The organism is Bacteroides sp. 43_46 (genome assembly GCF_001915455.1).
Taxonomy (GTDB): domain Bacteria; phylum Bacteroidota; class Bacteroidia; order Bacteroidales; family Bacteroidaceae; genus Bacteroides; species Bacteroides caccae.
Genome location: NZ_MNQN01000033.1, coordinates 1 through 19,171 on the forward strand (window position 1 = coordinate 1; position 19,171 = coordinate 19,171).

Genomic DNA, 19,171 nt, shown 5'->3' on the forward strand with positions numbered 1-19,171 from the left:
TCCATTGGTTTCCTCAATTTTTCTGCTACTTGTAGCAACTGTGCTTTATAATCTATCATAGAAATAGCAGGAATTGCACCGGGAGGCAGGTTTTTCTTGATTTCCTCGTTTTTCTTTATTAAGTCTGCACAAGCTTTTTCGCACCATTGAGCAGCTTTTTCGCGTAATGACATATCTGCACATGCTTTGTTCATCCATTTCACCCACTGCAATAATTGTTCTTCATCGCCTAGAATTGTGTGTGAAGCAAGTAGTTTGTCTCCCCGTTTTACAAACGAGTCCCACTGGTTCATAATGCCGTCTCTGTTAAGCCGTAGATTTTCGCCTATCATGTCGGCTTCTGCTACATTCATCTGTTTCATACGAGTGACATAAGCATTCAGTCCTTGTTCGTCGAATGTACAATGTTTCGACTCATCCACTTTCAGATATGTATAAGAGCCGCTAATCCAGTCTTCAAGTATTCTACGGTTGAGCGAAGAAGCTTGTTGTGGAAATCTGTCGGCTATCTCCTTCTTATGATTTACCACATATAAAAATGCCGAGGAGTTGATATCATGTATATAGCGGTAGAATATGGAGAAATAACCTTCATATTCCAGTATTTTCTGTTCTTTTCCCTGTAAGAAATCAGCAGCTACTTTTCCTGCCTCTTCTTCACGGTTGGCGGCAGAAAGTACATTGATATATCCGCAGACAAAAGCAGAGTCACGCTCACCCGCTTCATAGCGTTTCCTAAGACCTGAAATTCCGCCGGACTCTACTCCCAGTTTTACTTTTTCCAACAGTGCAGACGCTTCGTCGGCACCAAGAAGGCGATGTACTACTTCACCACTTGAATTTAGGAAAAGAAGGGTGGGATAGCCTCGCACATCATATCTTTTTTTGATATCTATCCCTTCTCCTTTTTCCATATCCATTTTCAGATTGACAAAATGGCGGTTGAAGTAATCGGCAACCAGAGAATCTTTAAAAACTACCTTGGACAACATTCGGCAAGGGCCACACCAAGTGGTAAAACAATCTACAAAAAGTAGTTTGTTTTCTTCTTTAGCCATTTTCAATGCATTGGCAAAAGAGAGTTCGCGGAAAGCGATGCCATCCGGTTGTGCAAGAGTCATTTGCATTTTTTTGGCAGGGATCATTTGTGCTCCCTGTGCAGGAACTACTTGCTGTCCTTGTATCGTTTGAAACGATAGCAGACATACTGTTGTCATACAGACAAGAAAGAGTTGTTTCATATTAATTATTTTGTGTTGATAAGAATAAATCCCCTGCCGGCATGCCGGCAGGGGATTCTGTCATTAATCAAATTGTCCCTCGACTCTTAAAACTTAGCAATAAATTTAGTCTTTCAGTTTTGCGATGATGAAGTCGCGGTTCAAGCGGGCGATGTTGCTGATAGAGATGTTCTTCGGACATTCCGCCTCGCAAGCGCGAGTATTGGTACAGTTACCGAATCCCAGTTCGTCCATTTTAGACAACATGGCTTTTGCGCGGCGCAAAGCTTCCGGTTTACCTTGCGGGAGCAAGTTCAACTGGCTGACCTTTGCAGAAACGAACAACATTGCAGAACCATTCTTACATGCAGCTACACAAGCACCGCAACCGATACAAGAAGCGGCATCCATAGCTTCATCGGCCACAGGCTTCGGTATCAGGATAGCGTTGGCATCCTGCGGAGCACCTGTACGAACGCTCACGTAACCACCTGCCTGCATGATTTTGTCGTAAGCGGTACGGTCTACCATTAAGTCCTTGATAACAGGGAAACCGGCCGAACGCCAAGGTTCAACGGTAATGGTGTCACCGTCGTTGAAGCGACGCATATAAATCTGGCAGGTAGTAGCACCTGTTGCAGGACCGTGCGGATGTCCGTTGATGTAAAGAGAACACATACCGCAGATACCTTCGCGGCAGTCGTGATCGAATACTACCGGTTCTTTTCTTTCGCTGATGAGCTGTTCGTTCAGAATATCCAGCATTTCGAGGAAGGAAGTATCACCGGGAATATCTTTCATTTGGTAGGTTTCAAAAGCACCTTTAGCTTTCGGACCAGCTTGGCGCCATACCTTCAGTGTAAATGATATATTTTTATCCATTGTCTTCTAATTCTTTTAAATGTTTAACTTCACCGATTAGCTCTTGTAGTTACGGGTCTGAACCTTGATAGCTTCGTATACCAGCGGTTCTTTGATCAATATCGGAGCCTTTTCATCGTCACCTTGATATTCCCAGCAAGCTACGTAGAAGAAGTTTTCGTCATCACGTTTGGCTTCTCCTTCTTCAGTCTGGTATTCTTCACGGAAGTGACCACCACAACTTTCGTTACGGTTCAATGCATCGTAAGCAACAAGTTCACCCATTGTGATGAAGTCGTACAGGCGGATTGCTTTGTCAAGCTCTACGTTCATGCCTTCTTTAGAACCGGGGATAAACAGGTTGGTTTCAAATTCCTTGCGGATTTCTTTCAGTGCAGCAATACCTTTCTTCAAGCCTTCTGCCGTACGTCCCATACCTACATATTCCCACATGATGTGACCCAGTTTCTTGTGGATAGAATCAACAGATTCATTACCTTGTATGCTCATGAACTTGTCGATCTTAGCTTGAACAGCTTTTTCCGCTTCCGCAAATTCGGGAAGGTCAGTAGAGAAACGGGGAACAGTAATCTGGTCTGCCAGATAGTTCTGGATAGTGTAAGGTAATACGAAGTAACCGTCGGCCAGACCTTGCATCAATGCAGAAGCACCAAGGCGGTTTGCACCGTGGTCGGAGAAGTTACATTCACCGATAGCGAACAGACCTTTGATGGTGGTTTGCAGTTCGTAGTCTACCCAGATACCACCCATTGTATAGTGGATAGCCGGATAAATCATCATCGGGTTATAATATTTCACGCCATTGATTTCTTTTGCCAGTTCGCCCGGATTAACGTCGGTGATTTCTTCATACATATCGAAGAGGTTGCCGTAACGTTGAAGGACAACGTCGATGCCCAAACGGTTGATAGCTTCGGAGAAATCGAGGAATACGGCCAAACCAGTGTTGTTTACACCGAAACCTGCGTCGCAACGTTCTTTAGCGGCACGGCTGGCAACGTCACGCGGAACCAGGTTACCGAATGCCGGATAGCGGCGTTCCAAGTAGTAGTCGCGGTCTTCTTCAGGAATATCGCTTCCTTTGATTTCGCCCTTCTGGAGTTTCACAGCGTCTTCTTTCTTCTTCGGAACCCAGATACGACCGTCGTTACGAAGAGATTCGGACATCAATGTCAGTTTAGACTGCTTGTCACCATGTACCGGAATACAAGTCGGGTGGATCTGAACGTATGCAGGGTTAGCAAATACGGCACCCTTGCGGTAGCAAGAAACAGCAGCCGTACAGTTACAACCCATAGCGTTTGTAGACAGGAAGTAAGCGTTTCCGTAACCACCGGTAGCGATAACTACTGCGTGAGCGGCGAAACGTTCCAATTTACCTGTTACAAGGTTTTTGGCAATGATACCGCGGGCACGTCCGTCAACGATGACAACGTCCTGCATTTCATAGCGGGTGTAAAGTTTTACAGTACCTACGTTTACCTGACGGCTCAGTGCGGAGTAAGCACCCAGCAACAACTGCTGGCCTGTCTGACCTTTAGCGTAGAAAGTACGTGAAACCTGTGCGCCACCGAAAGAACGGTTGTCCAGCGTACCGCCGTATTCGCGAGCGAAAGGAACACCTTGAGCTACACATTGGTCGATGATAGCGTTTGATACTTCAGCCAGACGATATACGTTAGCTTCGCGGGCACGGTAGTCACCACCTTTTACTGTATCATAGAACAGGCGGTAAACCGAGTCACCGTCATTCTGATAGTTCTTGGCTGCGTTGATACCACCTTGTGCAGCGATAGAGTGTGCACGACGCGGAGAGTCCTGAATACAGAAGTTGAATACTCTGAAACCCATTTCACCGAGTGAAGCAGCGGCAGAAGCACCTGCCAGACCCGTACCCACAACGATGATATCCAAACGACGTTTATTAGCGGGATTCACCAATTTCTGGTGAGCTTTATAGTTGGTCCATTTCTCAGCCACCGGGCCTTCTGGAATTTTTGAATCTATCTTGATCATAATATTATTTACAATTAGCAAGCACCGCCACAAATCAGTGATTTCGCGAAGAATACCACTACTACGAGTGCGAAACCGAGTACTACAATCGTTGAATAGATGTTAGAAATACATTTCCAACGGTTGATCCATACTTTGTTGTTCCACCCCAGTGATTGCATAGAGCTCCAGAAACCGTGAGTAAGGTGGAACCACAGAGCAAACAGCCAAACGAGGTAAAGAACCACGTAAATCGGGCAAGAGAAAGTCTGCTGGATGTGATAAGCACCGTTTGCGGCATAAGCCAACGTCAGTGTGTCGGCGTGCATACCCATGTTGTGCATCAGTTCCGGCAACTGCATTTTTGCCCAGAAGTTGAACAAGTGTAAGCCAAGGCCTACGATTACGATAAGACCCAACACCAGCATGTTTTGAGAAGCCCACTCAACGGTTTTCGGCTTGTCAACCACTGCATAGCGTTCGCTACCACGCGCTTTGCGATTCTGCATTGTCAGCCAGAAGGCATAGATGATGTGAATTACGAAAAGAGCAGCCAGTCCTACGGTAGCCGCTAACGCATACCAGTTTGCTCCCAGGAACTCACAAACCATGTTGTAACCATCAGCCGAGATGATTGCAACCAGGTTCATCGCCATGTGAAATGTTAGAAACAGGACAAGGGCGATACCGGTAACGCTCATCACCACTTTCCTTCCTACAGATGAATTACTTAACCACATAAATCTTACGGACTGCAAAAATAGGGGAAATAGATTGATTGAGCAAGGAATTAAAGAAATTATTCCTTAATCGGCAACCTTTCCGATTTTTTCACCGTTGGCCGCCTTCTTTCGCAGCGCTCGGGGAGTGTCGCCGAAAGAGTCTTTGCAAAAGTGTGCGAAGTGGGATAGAGAGTCGAAACCGTAGCGGTTACAAATCTCTGTAATTCGCATATTGGTACGCTGGAGATCTTCCAGAATGCCTTCCCGCTTTTTCTCCAGTATCCATTCGTATACAGGTATGCCGTAGAGGTTTTTAAAAAGCCGGCGGAAAGTAGTGGTGGTATAACCTCCCAAATGCGCAAATTCTTCTACGTTCTTCACCGTGTTGTAGTTTTGCATTACAAAATAATGGAAACTTTTTGTGTACGTACTGATCGGATAGAAGAATGAACTTAATTGAGGCGTCGGATAATAATTGGTGATGAGGAAAGCCAACTCTTTGCATTTCAGTTCGATGAACTTGCTGCAAGGTGATTCTTCACCGAGAAATTCGGGCATACTGGTGATGAGATGATGAAGCCTTTCACTCATGATCAGCGGAGTGTAGGTCAGCGGTGCTTCTGCCTGTTCCGTTATTTCACGGTAACGTTCTTCGCAAAGCAGGGGTAACTCATTAAACCAGTAGACGATGTATTCAACGTCCGTGAGGGCAAGCAACTCTATTTTCGAGCCGATAGCTTGCAGGATAAATTGCTTTTCGCGCAGGATATTTCCGGGATATTCTTCACTGTTGATAAGTAATTCGCCTTTTATCATGAAAAGCATACAGTTTTGCGTGCACTTATCCTTCGGGATATGCGCTCCTTTGGGTAGGTTTCTATACACAAGGATGTTCTCGTTGACATTGGGACATCCTGTGCAGTTGGTGTATTGTATGCAAAATGAATCTTTTGGCATGAGTTTTATGCGTGAATTATTATCTTCCGGGAACAAAGATAAGTTTTTTTGCGGAAAACGGAACTTTTTCTTTCATTTATGTTTGAGCAGAAAGTTGACAGCACCGTTATAAAAACTCTGTGTCCTCCGTAGTGAAATCTTATTTATAGTACTTCTCCAGTAATTCCTGCATCTCCGGATATTTCTCGTCGGTGTCACCTACTTCCTTGCGAAGATTCAATAAATCTTTTTTCATCTGTCTGATGATAGGAGCGTATTTCGGATCGTTATACAAATTATGATTCTCGTGCGGGTCTTCTTCTAAATCATAGAAATCCCATGCAGGAGTGAAATCAAAGTTTTCCGTATCGGTCATGTCCAGATTCTTTGCGTAATAGAATATGAGTTTGTAGCGCTCGGAACGGATAGCGAAATGTGCCGGGCGGATAGCGTGATTCGTCCAGTAACGGTAATAGATTTCTTTCCGCCAGTCTGCCGGAGTTTTTCCTTCGAGGTTGCCGGTGAAGCTGTGTCCTTGTACATTCTCCATTTTCACTCCGGCAAATTCGGCCAGTGTCGGTGCAAAGTCGATGTTGAGTATCAGGTCTTTCAGGCGTTTCCCGGCGGGGATTTTTTTCGGATAACGAATGACGAAGGGCATACGGGCGGCTTCTTCATAAAACATTCGTTTGTCGAAGAAGCCGTGTTCGCCGAGGAAGTAACCTTGGTCGGAGACATAAACAACGATGGTGTTGTCGGCAATACCCATTTCGTCCAGTGTTTTGAGGAGTTTGCCGATGTTGTCGTCTATGGTGGCTCCGCAACGCAGATAGTCGCGGATCAGTTTTTGATAAATTGCACGCCGGGCGGTGGTCCGTTGCATTCCGTCGGTGTTGAAAGGTAGTCCGGGATAGCGGCACCACCACTTGTCCGGGTCTTTGGAAGCAACTCGCCAGCGATGTCCCAGTTCTTCGAGCGTTTGCCCTTTGAAAGAACGCCCGTTCGTTTCCGGTCCCCAGTCGAGGAAGTTCTCCGGTTCGGGGAAGGTGACTCCGTCATAAAGGTGTTCCATGCGTGTCGGGTAGTCGTATGGCTCGTGGGTGGCTTTGAAATGGCAGCACATCAGGAAAGGCTGGTTGCTGTCCTGCTGCTTGATCCAGTTGATCGCTTTTTCTGCGACGAGGTCGGTGGAGAAACCGGGCACGCGCTCGCCGAACGGACGGTTGCCCGGCCATGGGTCGCTGCTTTCGATGAAAGTAGGGTCGCGGTATTCTCCCTGGTCGTAGAAAATGGAATAATAGTCGAACCCTTGCGGTTGCGATTTGATATGCCATTTACCGACAAGTCCGGTATTGTAGCCGTTGGCTTGCAGGACGGTTGCCAGTGTGGGAATTGAAGTATCCAACGAATCGGCTAACGTATAAAGCCCGTTCCGGTGACTGTAAAGTCCGGTGAGGATACTGGCGCGGCTGGGGGCGGAGATAGAGTTGGTGCAGAAGCAGTTGTCGAGCACTACACCTTCGTTTGCCAGCCGGCGGATATTGCTGTTATAAGCATAATCTGCCAGAACTCCGCCATAGATTCCCCATGCCTGTGAGGTATGGTCATCGCTCAGGATAAAAAGGATATTGGGCCGCCGGCTTTTATCCTTCGGGTCTTGTTGTTGGTTTTCTTGTCCGGCAAATTGAGCACCTTGAATGTGTGTCATTGCTCCGGCTGCCAGCAGGCCGGTTAGTATTAGTTTATTCATAGATATATAGGTGTTGCATTTCTTCAAATATAAGTTTGTGCTTACATCTATTTTTTTATTGTACGCCTAAAGATAGAGAATATTTTACTACTTTCTGTCTTTAGGCAAGTTCTTTTTACTATTCTGATCGTATTTCTCATAGCTTCGCCCTGCCATAATACCCCGGCATCGGCGCATAGATCGGATTATAATACGTATTGATATTCTGCAATTTCTTTTCCTCTTTCAGCCGCCTGATGTGCCGGGCGGCAGTGGTAGCGGTAAAGTTGCACAGCCCTTGAAAGTCGGGGCGCGTCAATATCGAGTTGTTGCTGAAGTAATTTGTCAGGAGCTTGTCAACCTCTTCGTTCGAGCGGGAGGCTGAATGCCGTTTCAGTTTGCTTCGTTCCAGATGTACGACGCTTACCGACTTTTTAAGTTTGATATCCGCCTTGAAACTGATGTTGGCTTTGAGTTTGATTTGGTTTGCCTTTAGTTTGGGCGAAGTGATTGGTTCCTGACTGTTCAGCTTTATCTGAAAGTAACCGATACCATCCAAATGGACGCTTTCCCCTTCCCGGAGCCGCTCCCCCATAAAGTGGCTTAGAGATTCGAGGACAGATTTTACGTCTCCCTCGGTCAGTGAAGTTGCCGTTTGGATTTGTCTGGCCAGATAATCCGTGTCGATATGCTGGAAGTTGACCACACGTGCGTGGTATGTCTCTTTGTCTGCCTCGTCCTTGGGACGGGGAGTTTTGTACAATTCAAATTGTATTGCCATTATTTTCTATTTATTTTATTTGTAAGGACATCGTATTTTGTCGTTGCAAACCGGGTTAATAATCTTTGGGACTTAGAGGGGATTGTGTTATATAGCTGTTGTTTGTTTGTTATCAAGCGGCTTTATATAAGTTGTCCTGCCTTTATTCTTTGATTAAGGCATAAGGATAGTTGTGTTCCGGTGCCTTGATCGTTCGTTTGTCACAGCCGTGGTAACTACTTGCCACGGCTGTGGTAGCTTCTCGTCATGGCCGTGGCAGGAATTCGTCACGGCTGTGGTGAGTAGACTATATCGGTAGCAAAGATAAACTATATAAGGGAGAAAAGCAAAGTATTCCTGCTTGTTTAAGGAACTTGTTCACCTTGTCATGATGACTGTGTATGCTTGGAAAGGGTCCGAACTATATTGCGAAGCGTAATCCGGCGGTGATAGGTGATAGATGTGGTGATAGGTTAAGAAACAACCTATCACCGCCGGAAACCTCGATGAATAAAGCGTTTGATTACCGACGGTGATAGGTGAAAGAGAAATGTGTGTTTTCTATCGGGAGAGATAAGGATTAATTTGCTCTCAGTTTCTTCTGATATTCCTCCGAATTGAGAATCTCCAACGCCTTCTGTACACTTTCGTTCGTCGTATTCATCACCCGGAAATATTCGTTCATATCCCAAAGGTCGCGGGCGATCAAGGCTTTGAGTTGCGTCTTGATGAGCGGGAGCGATTTCTGATACTGCTCTTCATTGAACTTCACGCCTTCTTTCTCACCCATTTCACGCAAGGTTGCCAGCATATCATCGTCTATGATGAACTTCTCATTAAACGATTCGAACTTCTTGTACTTGTTGGCCAGTTCCTTTCGGTGTCCTTCGATAAACTTCATGGTGAATTTGATAACGGCGCCTTTGGCTACCAGGTTGCGGTGATAATCCGTGTAAAGAGTGGTGTCAATCGGCACGAAATAATCCGGCATGATACCGCCTCCGCCGTAAACGGTACGACCGAGTTTCTTGGTCTGTACTTTCAATGAGTCGGGGAAGTGAATGCTGTCGGCATTCATCAGTTCACCGTGGTTGAAGCGCTCTATCAGGTCTTTATTGTAATCTGTCGAGCTGTCGTAAGGCTTTTGGATGCAGCGGCCGGCGGGAGTATAATAACGGGCGATCGTCAGGCGGATCATTGAGCCGTCGGGCAAGTCGATCGGGCGTTGAACCAGTCCTTTGCCAAAAGAACGGCGGCCTACGATGATACCTCTGTCCCAATCCTGCACTGCGCCGCTGACAATCTCACTGGCGGAAGCTGTATATTCGTCTACCAATACGATGAGGCGGCCGTTACGGAACTCGCCGTTACCTTTGGCGTAGAAGTCACTGCGTTTGGCAGTCCGTCCTTCGGTGTAGACGATTAATTCCTTTTGACCCAAAAATTCGTTGGCAAGGTCGATAGCTGCATTGAGGTAGCCTCCTCCGTTGCCTTGCAAGTCGAGAATCATATCCTTCATTCCTTGCTTCTGAAGTTCTTTCATTGCTTTCTTGAATTCTTCGGCAGTCGTTGCCCCGAAGCGGTTGATGCGGATATAGCCTGTCTTCGGCTGAATCATATAGGACGCGTCAAGGCTGAGGATAGGTATCTTGTCTCTTTTTACGGTGAACACCAACGGGTCTTGGACGCCGCGACGGACAATTTTCAGATTTACTTTCGAGCCTTTCGGACCGCGAAGACGCTTCATGATTTCTTCCGTACTCATCTTTACACCTGCAATGGCGCTGTCGTTGACGGCGATGATACGGTCGCCTGCAAGGATTCCTATTTTCTCGGAAGGACCGTTGCTGACAGGTTGCACCACCAACAGCGTATCTTCAATCATCTGGAATTGTACGCCGATGCCTTCGAAATTACCTTGAAGCGGTTCGTTCATCTTCTTCACTTCTTCGGCGTCCGAGTAGGTGGAGTGCGGGTCGAGTTGGGCCAGCATTTTAATGATAGCTTCTTCTACCAGCTTGTCTTCGTCTACTTTATCTACATAAAAGTTGGAGATTGCAAACTCTGCCATTTGCAGCTTGCGCATGGCGGGCGAGCCGAAACTCTGGGCTTGTACGGCTGATACTGTCCATAGGCAAGCCAGGAGAACGTATATTGTAATCTTATTCATAATCTTGTTATTTTAGGTTCTATTCTTCTCAACTGATCTTCATCCCTTTCGGAATAAACTGGCTGATGTCTTTATTAAAGGTCAATAGCTCGCGTACAATAGTAGAGCTGACACAAGTCAGTTCCGGCTCCGTGAAAAGCAGAATGGTTTCGATACCAGCCAGTTTGCGGTTGATGTCTGCAATCGTTTCTTCGTATTCGAAGTCTTTTACGGTGCGGATACCGCGGACAATAAACTTTGCTCCTACTTCCTGTGCGAAGTCAATTGTCAGACAATCGTATGACATTACCCGGATACGAGGGTCGTCTTTGTAGAGTTCCCGAATCATTTCCTCTCTTTTGTCGATAGGGAAATACGTATTCTTGTTTTCGTTGATACCGATTCCTATCACGATTTCGTCCATAAAGGTGAGTGCACGTTCCACTACCGAATAATGTCCGATGGTGAAAGGGTCGAATGTACCCGGGAATATTGCTTTTCTCATGATGCCAAGTCTTCTTCAATAACCAAGTTGTCTATAATAAAGTTCTGTCGTTCCATGGTGTTTTTGCCCATGTAGAATTCCAGTAGTTCTTTTACTGCGTCCGTTTTACGCAATGTCACTTGTTCCAGGCGCATATCTTTGCCGATAAAGTGCTTGAACTCGTCCGGTGAGATCTCTCCCAATCCTTTGAATCGGGTGATTTCCGGATTCGGGCTTAGTTCATTGATAGCATTGACGCGTTCCTCCTCGCTGTAACAATAGAGCGTCTTTTTCTTGTTGCGTACACGGAACAGAGGAGTCTGCAAGATGTATACGTGTCCCTTCTTGATAAGGTCGGGGAAGAATTGCAGGAAGAAGGTAATCAGCAACAGGCGGATGTGCATACCGTCCACATCGGCATCGGTTGCTACAATCACTTTGTTGTAACGCAGTCCTTCGATTCCGTCTTCTATATTCAGGGCTGCCTGGAGCAGGTTGAATTCTTCGTTCTCGTACACCACTTTCTTTGTCAGCCCGAAAGAATTCAACGGTTTACCACGGAGGCTGAATACCGCTTGTGTGTTAACATCACGGCTCTTGGTGATGGAACCGCTTGCAGAGTCTCCCTCGGTGATGAAGATGCAGGAATCTTCTTCCAGCCCTTTTCCTTTCGGGTCGTTGAGGTGGATACGGCAGTCACGCAGTTTGCGGTTATGCAGGTTAGCTTTCTTGGCACGTTCGCGGGCCAGTTTCGTTACGCCTGCAATGGCTTTGCGTTCCTTTTCCGATTCCTGTATCTTTTGCTGGATGGCTTCGGCTACGTCCGCATTCTTGTGGAGGAAGTTGTCCACTTCCAGTTTGATGAAGTCGCCTACGTATTTATTGACGGTCATGCCGCCGGGCGCCATGTTGGTAGAACCCAGCTTTGTCTTGGTCTGGCTCTCGAAGATCGGTTCCTCCACGTTGACGGCAATGGCGGCAACGAGTCCGTTGCGGATGTCCGTATAATCCATGTTCTTGTTGAAGAACTCTTTGATAGTACGGGCGATATGTTCCTTGAAAGCACTCTGGTGAGTACCTCCCTGGGTGGTGTGCTGACCGTTGACGAAGGAGTAATATTCTTCTCCGTATTGTCCGGTGTGGGTGAAGGCTATTTCGATGTCTTCTCCTTTCAGGTGGATGATAGGGTAGAGGCCGGTTGCCGTCATGTTGTCATTCAGCAGGTCTACAAGACCGTTACGTGACAGGATGCGGTGACCGTTATAGATAATGGCAAGCCCTGTGTTGAGGTACGTATAGTTACGTAGCATGGTCTCGATAAATTCGGGCTTGAAACAATAATTCAGGAATAATGTATTGTCCGGTTCGAAGAAGATATAAGTTCCGTTGTCTTCTTCGGTGGTCTGCGTTTCATCAGTCAGCAGGGTACCTTTGGAGAAAGTGGCGATGCGGACTTTCCCGTCGCGGTAACTGCGTACCTCGAAACGGGAGCTCAGTGCGTTGACGGCTTTCACACCGACACCGTTCAACCCGACGCTTTTCTTAAATGCCTTACTGTCGTACTTACCACCCGTATTCAGCATACTGACGGCTTCAATCAGCTTTCCTTGCGGAATGCCTCGTCCGTAGTCACGCACACTGACACGAAGGTTTTCTTCAACGGTAATCTCGATTTTCTTACCGGCTTGCATCTTGAACTCGTCAATACTGTTGTCAATCACTTCTTTCAGGAGGACATAGATTCCGTCTTCGGCATGTGCACCGTCGCCCAGCCTACCGATATACATACCGGGGCGTGTGCGCACATGTTCCATGTCGCTCAGGTGGCGGATGTTGTCGTCAGTGTACTCTACTGCATTGTTGTTGTCTACAGGTATCAATTCGTTCTCTTCCATAGCTGTTTTTTTATTTTATCTCTTTGATGAACGCACGGCGGCGCTTATGTTGTTGAGTCTCAAAGTAATCCCATTGTGCCTGAACCTTTCCGTTCAGTTCCAGTTCGGGGTTGCTTTCCGCAAAGATAAAACCTAATTTTTGATAAACCGGAATTAAATCGGAAAATAACAAAGCGTTAACACCTTTATTCTGGTATTCCGGTTTCACGGCAACAAGTAGTAAATCAAGCATTTTCGCACGTCGTTTCATGAATAATGCTTTCAACAGATAGAACCATCCGAGCGGCAGCAGACGTCCGTGTGACTTTTGCAGCGCTTCGGCAAGCGACGGCATGGAGATACCTACGCAAACCAGTTTGTCATCGGCATCGGTGATAAGAGTCACCATTCGCAGGTCGAGTATCGGGAGGTACATCTTTACGTACTGGTTGATTTGTCGCTGCGTCAACGGAGAGTAGCCGTAGAGCGGGCTGTACGCTTCGTTCATCAGTTCGAATATTTCCTGTCCGTAGTCTTTGGCTATTTTTTTTCCGGAGGTATATTTCTTTATCTTGAGGTTGTATTTTCGTTGAATCAGTTCGGAGATACGCTTGTGCTTGTCGGGAATGGCGTCCGGGATATAGATTTTGTATTCCACCCAGTCGGCGTCTTTCTCGAAGCCGAGTTTCTCCATGTGTACGGGATAGTAGGGGTGGTTGTAGATAGTGGCCATGGTGCTGAGTTGGTCGAAACCTTCAATCAGCATACCTTCCGCATCGAAATCGGTGAATCCGAGAGGTCCGGCAATGTGAGTCATGCCCCGTTCCTTTCCCCAGTCTTCTACTGTTTTGATGAGAGCGGAGGATACTTCAGGGTCGTCAATGAAGTCTATCCACCCGAAACGGACGTTCTTGCAACCCCATTTCTCGTTGGCACGGTTGTTGATAATAGCGGCTACACGTCCTACGATCTTGTCATCCTGGTATGCCAGAAAATAATCTGCTTCACAGAATTCGAATGCTGCATTCTTACGCTTGTTAAATGTATTGAGCATATCGTCGTAAAGGTCGGGGACGGAGTACGGATTGCCCTTGTACATTCTGTAATTGAAACGGATAAATTTCTTAAGTTCTCTCTTTGTAGAGACTTTCTTGATTGTAATAGCCATATCTCGTATTTATGATTGAGGAAGCAAAGATACGTGATAATCTTCAAAGTACAACGCAGAGGGTGGCAAAAACTGTGTGAGAGGCAGGTCGGTTTTGGAAAATAAAAAGCAATTAGTAGTTGTTTAAACTGAATTTAGGGCTACCTTTGTTCGAAATACTATAACACATATCATGGAACTACAAATTATTCAGAATAAGATATATGAGATTCGGGGACAGAAGGTAATGCTTGATTTTGATTTGGCGGAACTCTATGGAACAGAAACACGGTTATTGAAGCGTGCTGTGAGGCGTAATATGGAACGTTTTCCAGATGATTTCATGTTTGAATTGACAAATGAAGAGGCTAACTGCTTGTTGTCCAGTAGGGTATCCCAAATTGGGATACCCCAATATAATTTTAGTGCTTACACTCCATTTGCGTTTACGGAACAGGGGGTAGCCATGCTTTCAAGCGTTCTGCATTCAACAGTTGCTATTAAGGTCAATATTAATATTATGCGTGCCTTTGTCAGTATTCGTCAATATGTCTTGGCCAGTGATACCAAGAATCAAGAAATAGACGAACTGAGACAGCGCATACAAGAACTGGAAAGTCAAGGAAGTAAAGCATTCGCAATGATTAACCAAATCGGCGAGGAGACTTTGGAAGCCATAAACGACCTCAGTGAAGATACCCGGAAGGAATTGGATAGTATTTATCTGGCTTTATCAGAATTGGCCGATAAAGAAAAAGCGGAATCTCTGAAATCAAAGCATCGACGACCGATTGGGTTTATACATTACGATAATGAGGAATAAGTTTATTTTGATATAAAGCAATAAACATTTCCTGCAAAGTCACAGACAATCATCCGGTTTCCTGATACGGCTACGGTTGAGAATATCGGTGCTCCGAGATTATATTTGTCTTTTATAATTCCCGTTGTCCGGTCGATAGCATATAGATAACCATCGGAAGCTCCGATGTAAATAACTCCTTGTGATGCCACTGGGCTTGTTTCTACTCCGGCTTGCGGAGTGGTAGAATAAGGAGCTGTGTATACCAGCGAAGGCAAAGTCTCTGCTCTCCATTTATTGAAAAGCGTAGCTTTGTCCAGTGCGAAAACTCCGCGGTCGGCAGTGCCGAAGATAATTTCCTGTTCGGTAATAAGTGGCGTGGATGTTACGTCCAGGTTGGCTGACAACTCTTTCTGTTGGAGTACTTTTCCGGTTTGCGGTTCTATGACGAAGAAGCTTTTGGAGGAGATGATCCATAATTTCCCGTCTTTATAGACCGGAGAGGCTCCCCGGTTACGAAGTCCGTTATCGGAGAGTTTCCAGAGTTGTTTTCCGGTGTGAATGTCGTTACCGTATAATCCTCCCCATTGAGTTCCGCTGACTAATACATTTCCGGCAACAGTTAGCGTTGTAGTAGCACCTTCCCGTTGTCTCCAGTCCTTGTTAATCCATATTGTTTGTCCTGTCTTTAAGTCATAGGCGGATAGTCCGGCACCAATTCCGGCGTAGACTACTCCTTTATCTATTGTTATTCCTTCCGTTAAGTAAGGATAGCTGTTCAGTTTGATATATTGTTTCCAGAGTAATTTTCCGGATTCTGCATCCAAAGCGTACAGATTGCAGGCAGCGTCCTGTGCTATTACAATTCCGTTTTCATAGGCGATTGTGTTCTTCACCGAGTTTGCCGTGCGGAATTTCCATAACAGTTTGCCGGAATTGAAATCGAATGCACAGACAAATGTGTTCAGTGGTATATTGTCATCGGTGGTAGCGATAAATACTTTCTGTCCGGCGATAATAGGGGAAGCCATGAAGATGTTGCTGCCTGTGTTGGCTGTCCATTGCAGTTGCAGGGGGAGCTTGATTTGAGAATTATTGATTCCTCCGGAGTGTGCGGCATTTTGAAGCAGGGTATTCCAGTCCTCGCCCGGGATTGTAGCCGGCTTGAAGTCTTTTTGATAAGTGAATCGGCTGGTGGCGGTTGCTTTCTTGCCGTCATTAAAGAATGAAGTTACTGTGAGTTGTAGCTTTCTTCCGTTTTCATTCGCAGGCATTTGAATGTCTCTGCTCCAGTTCCAGTCGGTGAGGGAGATAAGGTTGCCTTTGGCTATCTCCTGATTATTCTCTATATCGCTTAGGATGTAGGAGACGTGTGATGTTTTAGCCTGTGCATGATAGGTATTGACAGAAACAGGAAGCCGGTCTCCGGTAGCTGCGGAAATTTGATTGTTCATCGGGGAGACTATGGCAATCTGCGGCTTGATGAAGGTATACCGTAGTTGCGTTGTGATATTGTCATTGCCGTCTACTTTTATTTCTCTGAAAGAAGAAGGAGAATGATCGATACCGCCTTTATCCAATGTACCGGTACAGATTGTATAGATTCCATTTTGATTGCGGACATAGTTGTAGTGCATGTGTCCGTAGATTTGGGCTTTTGTATTGAAAGCACGTAGGTCAAGTGTATGCTCTTTATCGGCTTTGAATACGAATGTGTCACTTGCGGTAAACAGGTCATGGTTGAAGAGGATCAATGCCTGTTCTTTCTTCATCATGGCAAGGTCATTCTTCAGCCAGTTGTATACATCTTTTTGAGTATAATTAGTCGGGTGGTCTCCGTGGTCGATTGGGGTGACTACATAATGAACGTTACCCATATCAAATGAGTACCACGTCGGACCATAGAGAGATTCATAAAGCTCTTCGCCATAGCTACCTTTCACTAAGTCGTGATTGCCGATGCAGTAGTAAACGGGGCAATCCATTGTCTGTGCGTTCACTATTTGGTTATGCATTGTCAGCCCCGGTTCGTAACAGATGTCTCCGGTATGAATCAGGAAAGCGGGCTTTTCATTCTTTACATATTGCTGAAGGTCAGTTACCCAACGTCCCATTCCACCGGTCACTTCGGTATCGGTGATTTGAACGAAAGAATGTTCCCTGGCTTTTGTCCGTTCACTTTCAGTTAAGATAAAGTCGTAGCTTTTTCTATTCTCTTTGGTGGAAAGATAGAATTGCTCCGTTTCAAATCCGGCGGGAGTTGTAATGCTGATAAATCTTGTTTTATCGAATCCGGGTAAAGAGAACCGACCTTTCTTATCTGTTTTTACTACGTTCAAGCCGTCTGTTACCATAACTCCCGCCAGCGGTTTATCACCTTTATTAAATAGTCCTGATTGGTCGGTGTCGACATAGACTGTTCCTTTAAATTGAGCGCTTAGTGGCAGATATAGTAAAAATGATACTAGGATAACAGATAATCTTTTCATGGTCAGTCCTCCGGTTTTTAGTGTGTTAAGCTAATTATTTCTTTTTATTTCACTTGTTTCATTTCTTCATTGTAACGTGCTTCTTCTTTGCACAAAGGTTTGTACCAAGTCTTCCTTAGTATGAGTGTGGTGACTAAAAGCAAAGTGATAGAGCTCCAGAGCCCCAGTTGCTCACGGACAACGAGATACATCGGAATGATAGTAAGCGCACATTGCCAGATGATACCGATTGCTACGTTGAAAGCATCCCTTTTGAAGTTCTTGTTCGGCTGGATATGAGGATAACGCGCCAATGCTTTTTCTTCTACCGGTTTCCACCAGCCCCATGGGCGGACACGGGTGTAGAAGTTGATCAGTGTCTCTTCGTCAGTCGGAGGTGCGCTATACGTTCCGGCGATACATCCTATCAGGGAAACCCCGAACAGAACGGGGAAGAAATACAATACCCATGCGTCGGGAACAGTGAATTTCATGACGATTGCCGCTATTACTCCGGCAGTCATTCCCCAGAAATAGCCTTCACCGTTGAAACGCCACCAATGCCATTTGAGTACGTTGGCTGCGATGTATCCACCAAAGAGTGCGCCTACAATCCATTGGAAGATTTCATTAATATCTTTCAGAAAGAATCCGATAACGGTGCTGACCACTACCACTGCAACAGAAATCACATAACTGCTGCGTATCTGCGTTTTTACACTCGCTTTCGGATTGATGTATTTCAGATAAATGTCATTCACGATATATGCAGGAGCCGCATTCACCGTTGAAGCGAAAGTAGACATGAACGCTGCCAGTAGTCCCGCCAATAACAGACCGGCTAATCCGGAAGGTACATAACGGGTAATCAAGTGAGGAAGAATCGTCTCAAAGTCCGTTCGTGTAACTTCCATTTGTGTCATTCCGCCGTCTTCCTTGAAGAAGTAAATAGCCAGCAATGCGAATCCCATAATCATCAGGTAGCGGGGGATTAATAACACCACAGATACAGAACCACTCATCATTGCCGCTTCTTTCGGAGACTTGCAGGACAGAATCTTCTGCATATCATAGTTAGGAGCGGGACCTGCCATGCTCATAAAGATTCCTTTCAGCAACGCCATCATAACAAATATGCTTATCAGACTGTAAGGCTCGTTGGCCATTCGCTCGGTAAGGAGATTCATCCGGCTGCTCCAGTCGATATCAAGTGTCCAGCCGAAGAAGGGCGAATCCCAGCCGGCAGGAACAAATGAGTGAATCATGTCCGGTGCCACCATCTGCATACCAATGACGACAATAACGATGCCTGCCACGGTCATTATCAGAAACTGAACGACATCTGTCCATACGATACTCAGCATTCCGCCGAGCATCACATAGAATGTGGCGATGGTAGTAAAGAAAATACCATATACATGAGGAACATATTCTGCAGGAACATTGAAAGGAATAAATGGAGATACTACTTCCCAAGGGATGAATATCTCCATAAATTTACCAATACCTATGAACCCATAACTTAAAAAACCGAGTACGCTAAGTAATGCGAATACGATAACAATCGTATGTGAAAGAGTAGAACCTTTCCCTTTTCCGAAACGGGTTTTAATCCATTCGGCACCGGTGAGAACGTTCGAACGGCGCAGCCACACGGATAAGTAAACCATTAGGAATATCTGGTTGAACACCGGCCATAACCAGGGAATCCAAAGACTTTTGAAACCATAAGCGAATGCCCAGTATACCATAAGCATTGTGCCCGTAATATCGAACATTCCGGAGGCGTTGGATAATCCCAACATATAGAAAGGCAATGATTTTCCACCTAAGAAGTAGGAGTCCATATTCTGGGCTGCCCGTTTTTTAAGAATGAGACCGATGACAATCATAGCGATAAGATAGGCGCATATGATAAGAAGGTCGGTAGTGTGTAATTTCATATTATTATTTTGAATCGATTTATATATTGTATCTTCTTTGCTGCAAAGGTAGGGGGAAAG

Annotated in this window: 14 protein-coding genes; 1 reads left to right on the plus strand and 13 read right to left on the minus strand. The window is 45.7% G+C overall.

Annotated features, from left to right (window positions below; genetic code table 11):
• The 11 genes from BHV72_RS03310 to BHV72_RS03360 all read right to left on the minus strand — a co-directional run.
• A partial coding sequence (locus BHV72_RS03310; RefSeq protein ID WP_286854530.1) for a thioredoxin family protein occupies positions 1–1,241 on the minus strand: 1,241 nt, incomplete at its 3' end.
• A 105-nt stretch (positions 1,242–1,346) separates the two neighbouring features.
• Entirely contained in the window at positions 1,347–2,102 is a 756-nt protein-coding gene (locus BHV72_RS03315; protein ID WP_005676690.1) for a succinate dehydrogenase/fumarate reductase iron-sulfur subunit, read from the minus strand.
• Between the two features lie 36 nt (positions 2,103–2,138).
• A complete protein-coding gene (locus tag BHV72_RS03320) occupies positions 2,139–4,118 on the minus strand; it encodes a fumarate reductase/succinate dehydrogenase flavoprotein subunit (protein WP_005676689.1) in 1,980 nt (659 codons plus the stop codon).
• A 14-nt stretch (positions 4,119–4,132) separates the two neighbouring features.
• The gene (locus tag BHV72_RS03325; protein WP_005676688.1) at positions 4,133–4,837 is read right to left on the minus strand and encodes a succinate dehydrogenase/fumarate reductase cytochrome b subunit; all 705 of its coding nucleotides are present in this window, start codon (positions 4,835–4,837) and stop codon (positions 4,133–4,135) included.
• Between the two features lie 66 nt (positions 4,838–4,903).
• The gene (locus BHV72_RS03330; RefSeq protein ID WP_022042538.1) at positions 4,904–5,776 is read right to left on the minus strand and encodes a helix-turn-helix transcriptional regulator; all 873 of its coding nucleotides are present in this window, start codon (positions 5,774–5,776) and stop codon (positions 4,904–4,906) included.
• Positions 5,777–5,915: 139 nt separating this feature from the next.
• The gene (locus BHV72_RS03335) at positions 5,916–7,505 is read right to left on the minus strand and encodes a sulfatase family protein (RefSeq protein ID WP_122134089.1); all 1,590 of its coding nucleotides are present in this window, start codon (positions 7,503–7,505) and stop codon (positions 5,916–5,918) included.
• A 136-nt stretch (positions 7,506–7,641) separates the two neighbouring features.
• Complete coding sequence (locus tag BHV72_RS03340) at positions 7,642–8,265, minus strand: HU family DNA-binding protein (RefSeq protein WP_055255775.1); 624 nt, start codon at positions 8,263–8,265, stop codon at positions 7,642–7,644.
• A gap of 559 nt (positions 8,266–8,824) precedes the next feature.
• Entirely contained in the window at positions 8,825–10,414 is a 1,590-nt protein-coding gene (locus BHV72_RS03345) for a S41 family peptidase (RefSeq protein WP_005682074.1), read from the minus strand.
• Positions 10,415–10,442: 28 nt separating this feature from the next.
• Entirely contained in the window at positions 10,443–10,898 is a 456-nt protein-coding gene (coaD, locus tag BHV72_RS03350) for a pantetheine-phosphate adenylyltransferase (RefSeq protein ID WP_005676681.1), read from the minus strand.
• Positions 10,895–12,772, minus strand: a complete 1,878-nt coding sequence (locus tag BHV72_RS03355) for a DNA topoisomerase IV subunit B (RefSeq protein WP_005676679.1) — start codon at positions 12,770–12,772, stop codon at positions 10,895–10,897. The genes coaD and BHV72_RS03355 overlap by 4 nt, the downstream gene beginning before the upstream one ends.
• 10 nt (positions 12,773–12,782) lie before the next feature.
• Positions 12,783–13,919 carry a hypothetical protein gene (locus BHV72_RS03360; protein ID WP_005676678.1) on the minus strand — a complete coding sequence of 379 codons (1,137 nt, stop codon included), beginning with the start codon at positions 13,917–13,919 and terminating at the stop codon, positions 12,783–12,785.
• A 172-nt stretch (positions 13,920–14,091) separates the two neighbouring features.
• On the opposite strand from BHV72_RS03360, the gene BHV72_RS03365 reads away from it, so the two are divergent.
• Positions 14,092–14,721, plus strand: a complete 630-nt coding sequence (locus tag BHV72_RS03365) for an ORF6N domain-containing protein (RefSeq protein WP_122264501.1) — start codon at positions 14,092–14,094, stop codon at positions 14,719–14,721.
• A gap of 2 nt (positions 14,722–14,723) precedes the next feature.
• On the opposite strand, the gene BHV72_RS03370 is transcribed toward BHV72_RS03365, so the two are convergent.
• Complete coding sequence (locus BHV72_RS03370) at positions 14,724–17,189, minus strand: outer membrane protein assembly factor BamB family protein (RefSeq protein WP_286854546.1); 2,466 nt, start codon at positions 17,187–17,189, stop codon at positions 14,724–14,726.
• Between the two features lie 44 nt (positions 17,190–17,233).
• Complete coding sequence (locus BHV72_RS03375; RefSeq protein WP_055169678.1) at positions 17,234–19,111, minus strand: sodium:solute symporter family protein; 1,878 nt, start codon at positions 19,109–19,111, stop codon at positions 17,234–17,236.
• Between the last annotated feature and the right edge of the window lie 60 nt (positions 19,112–19,171).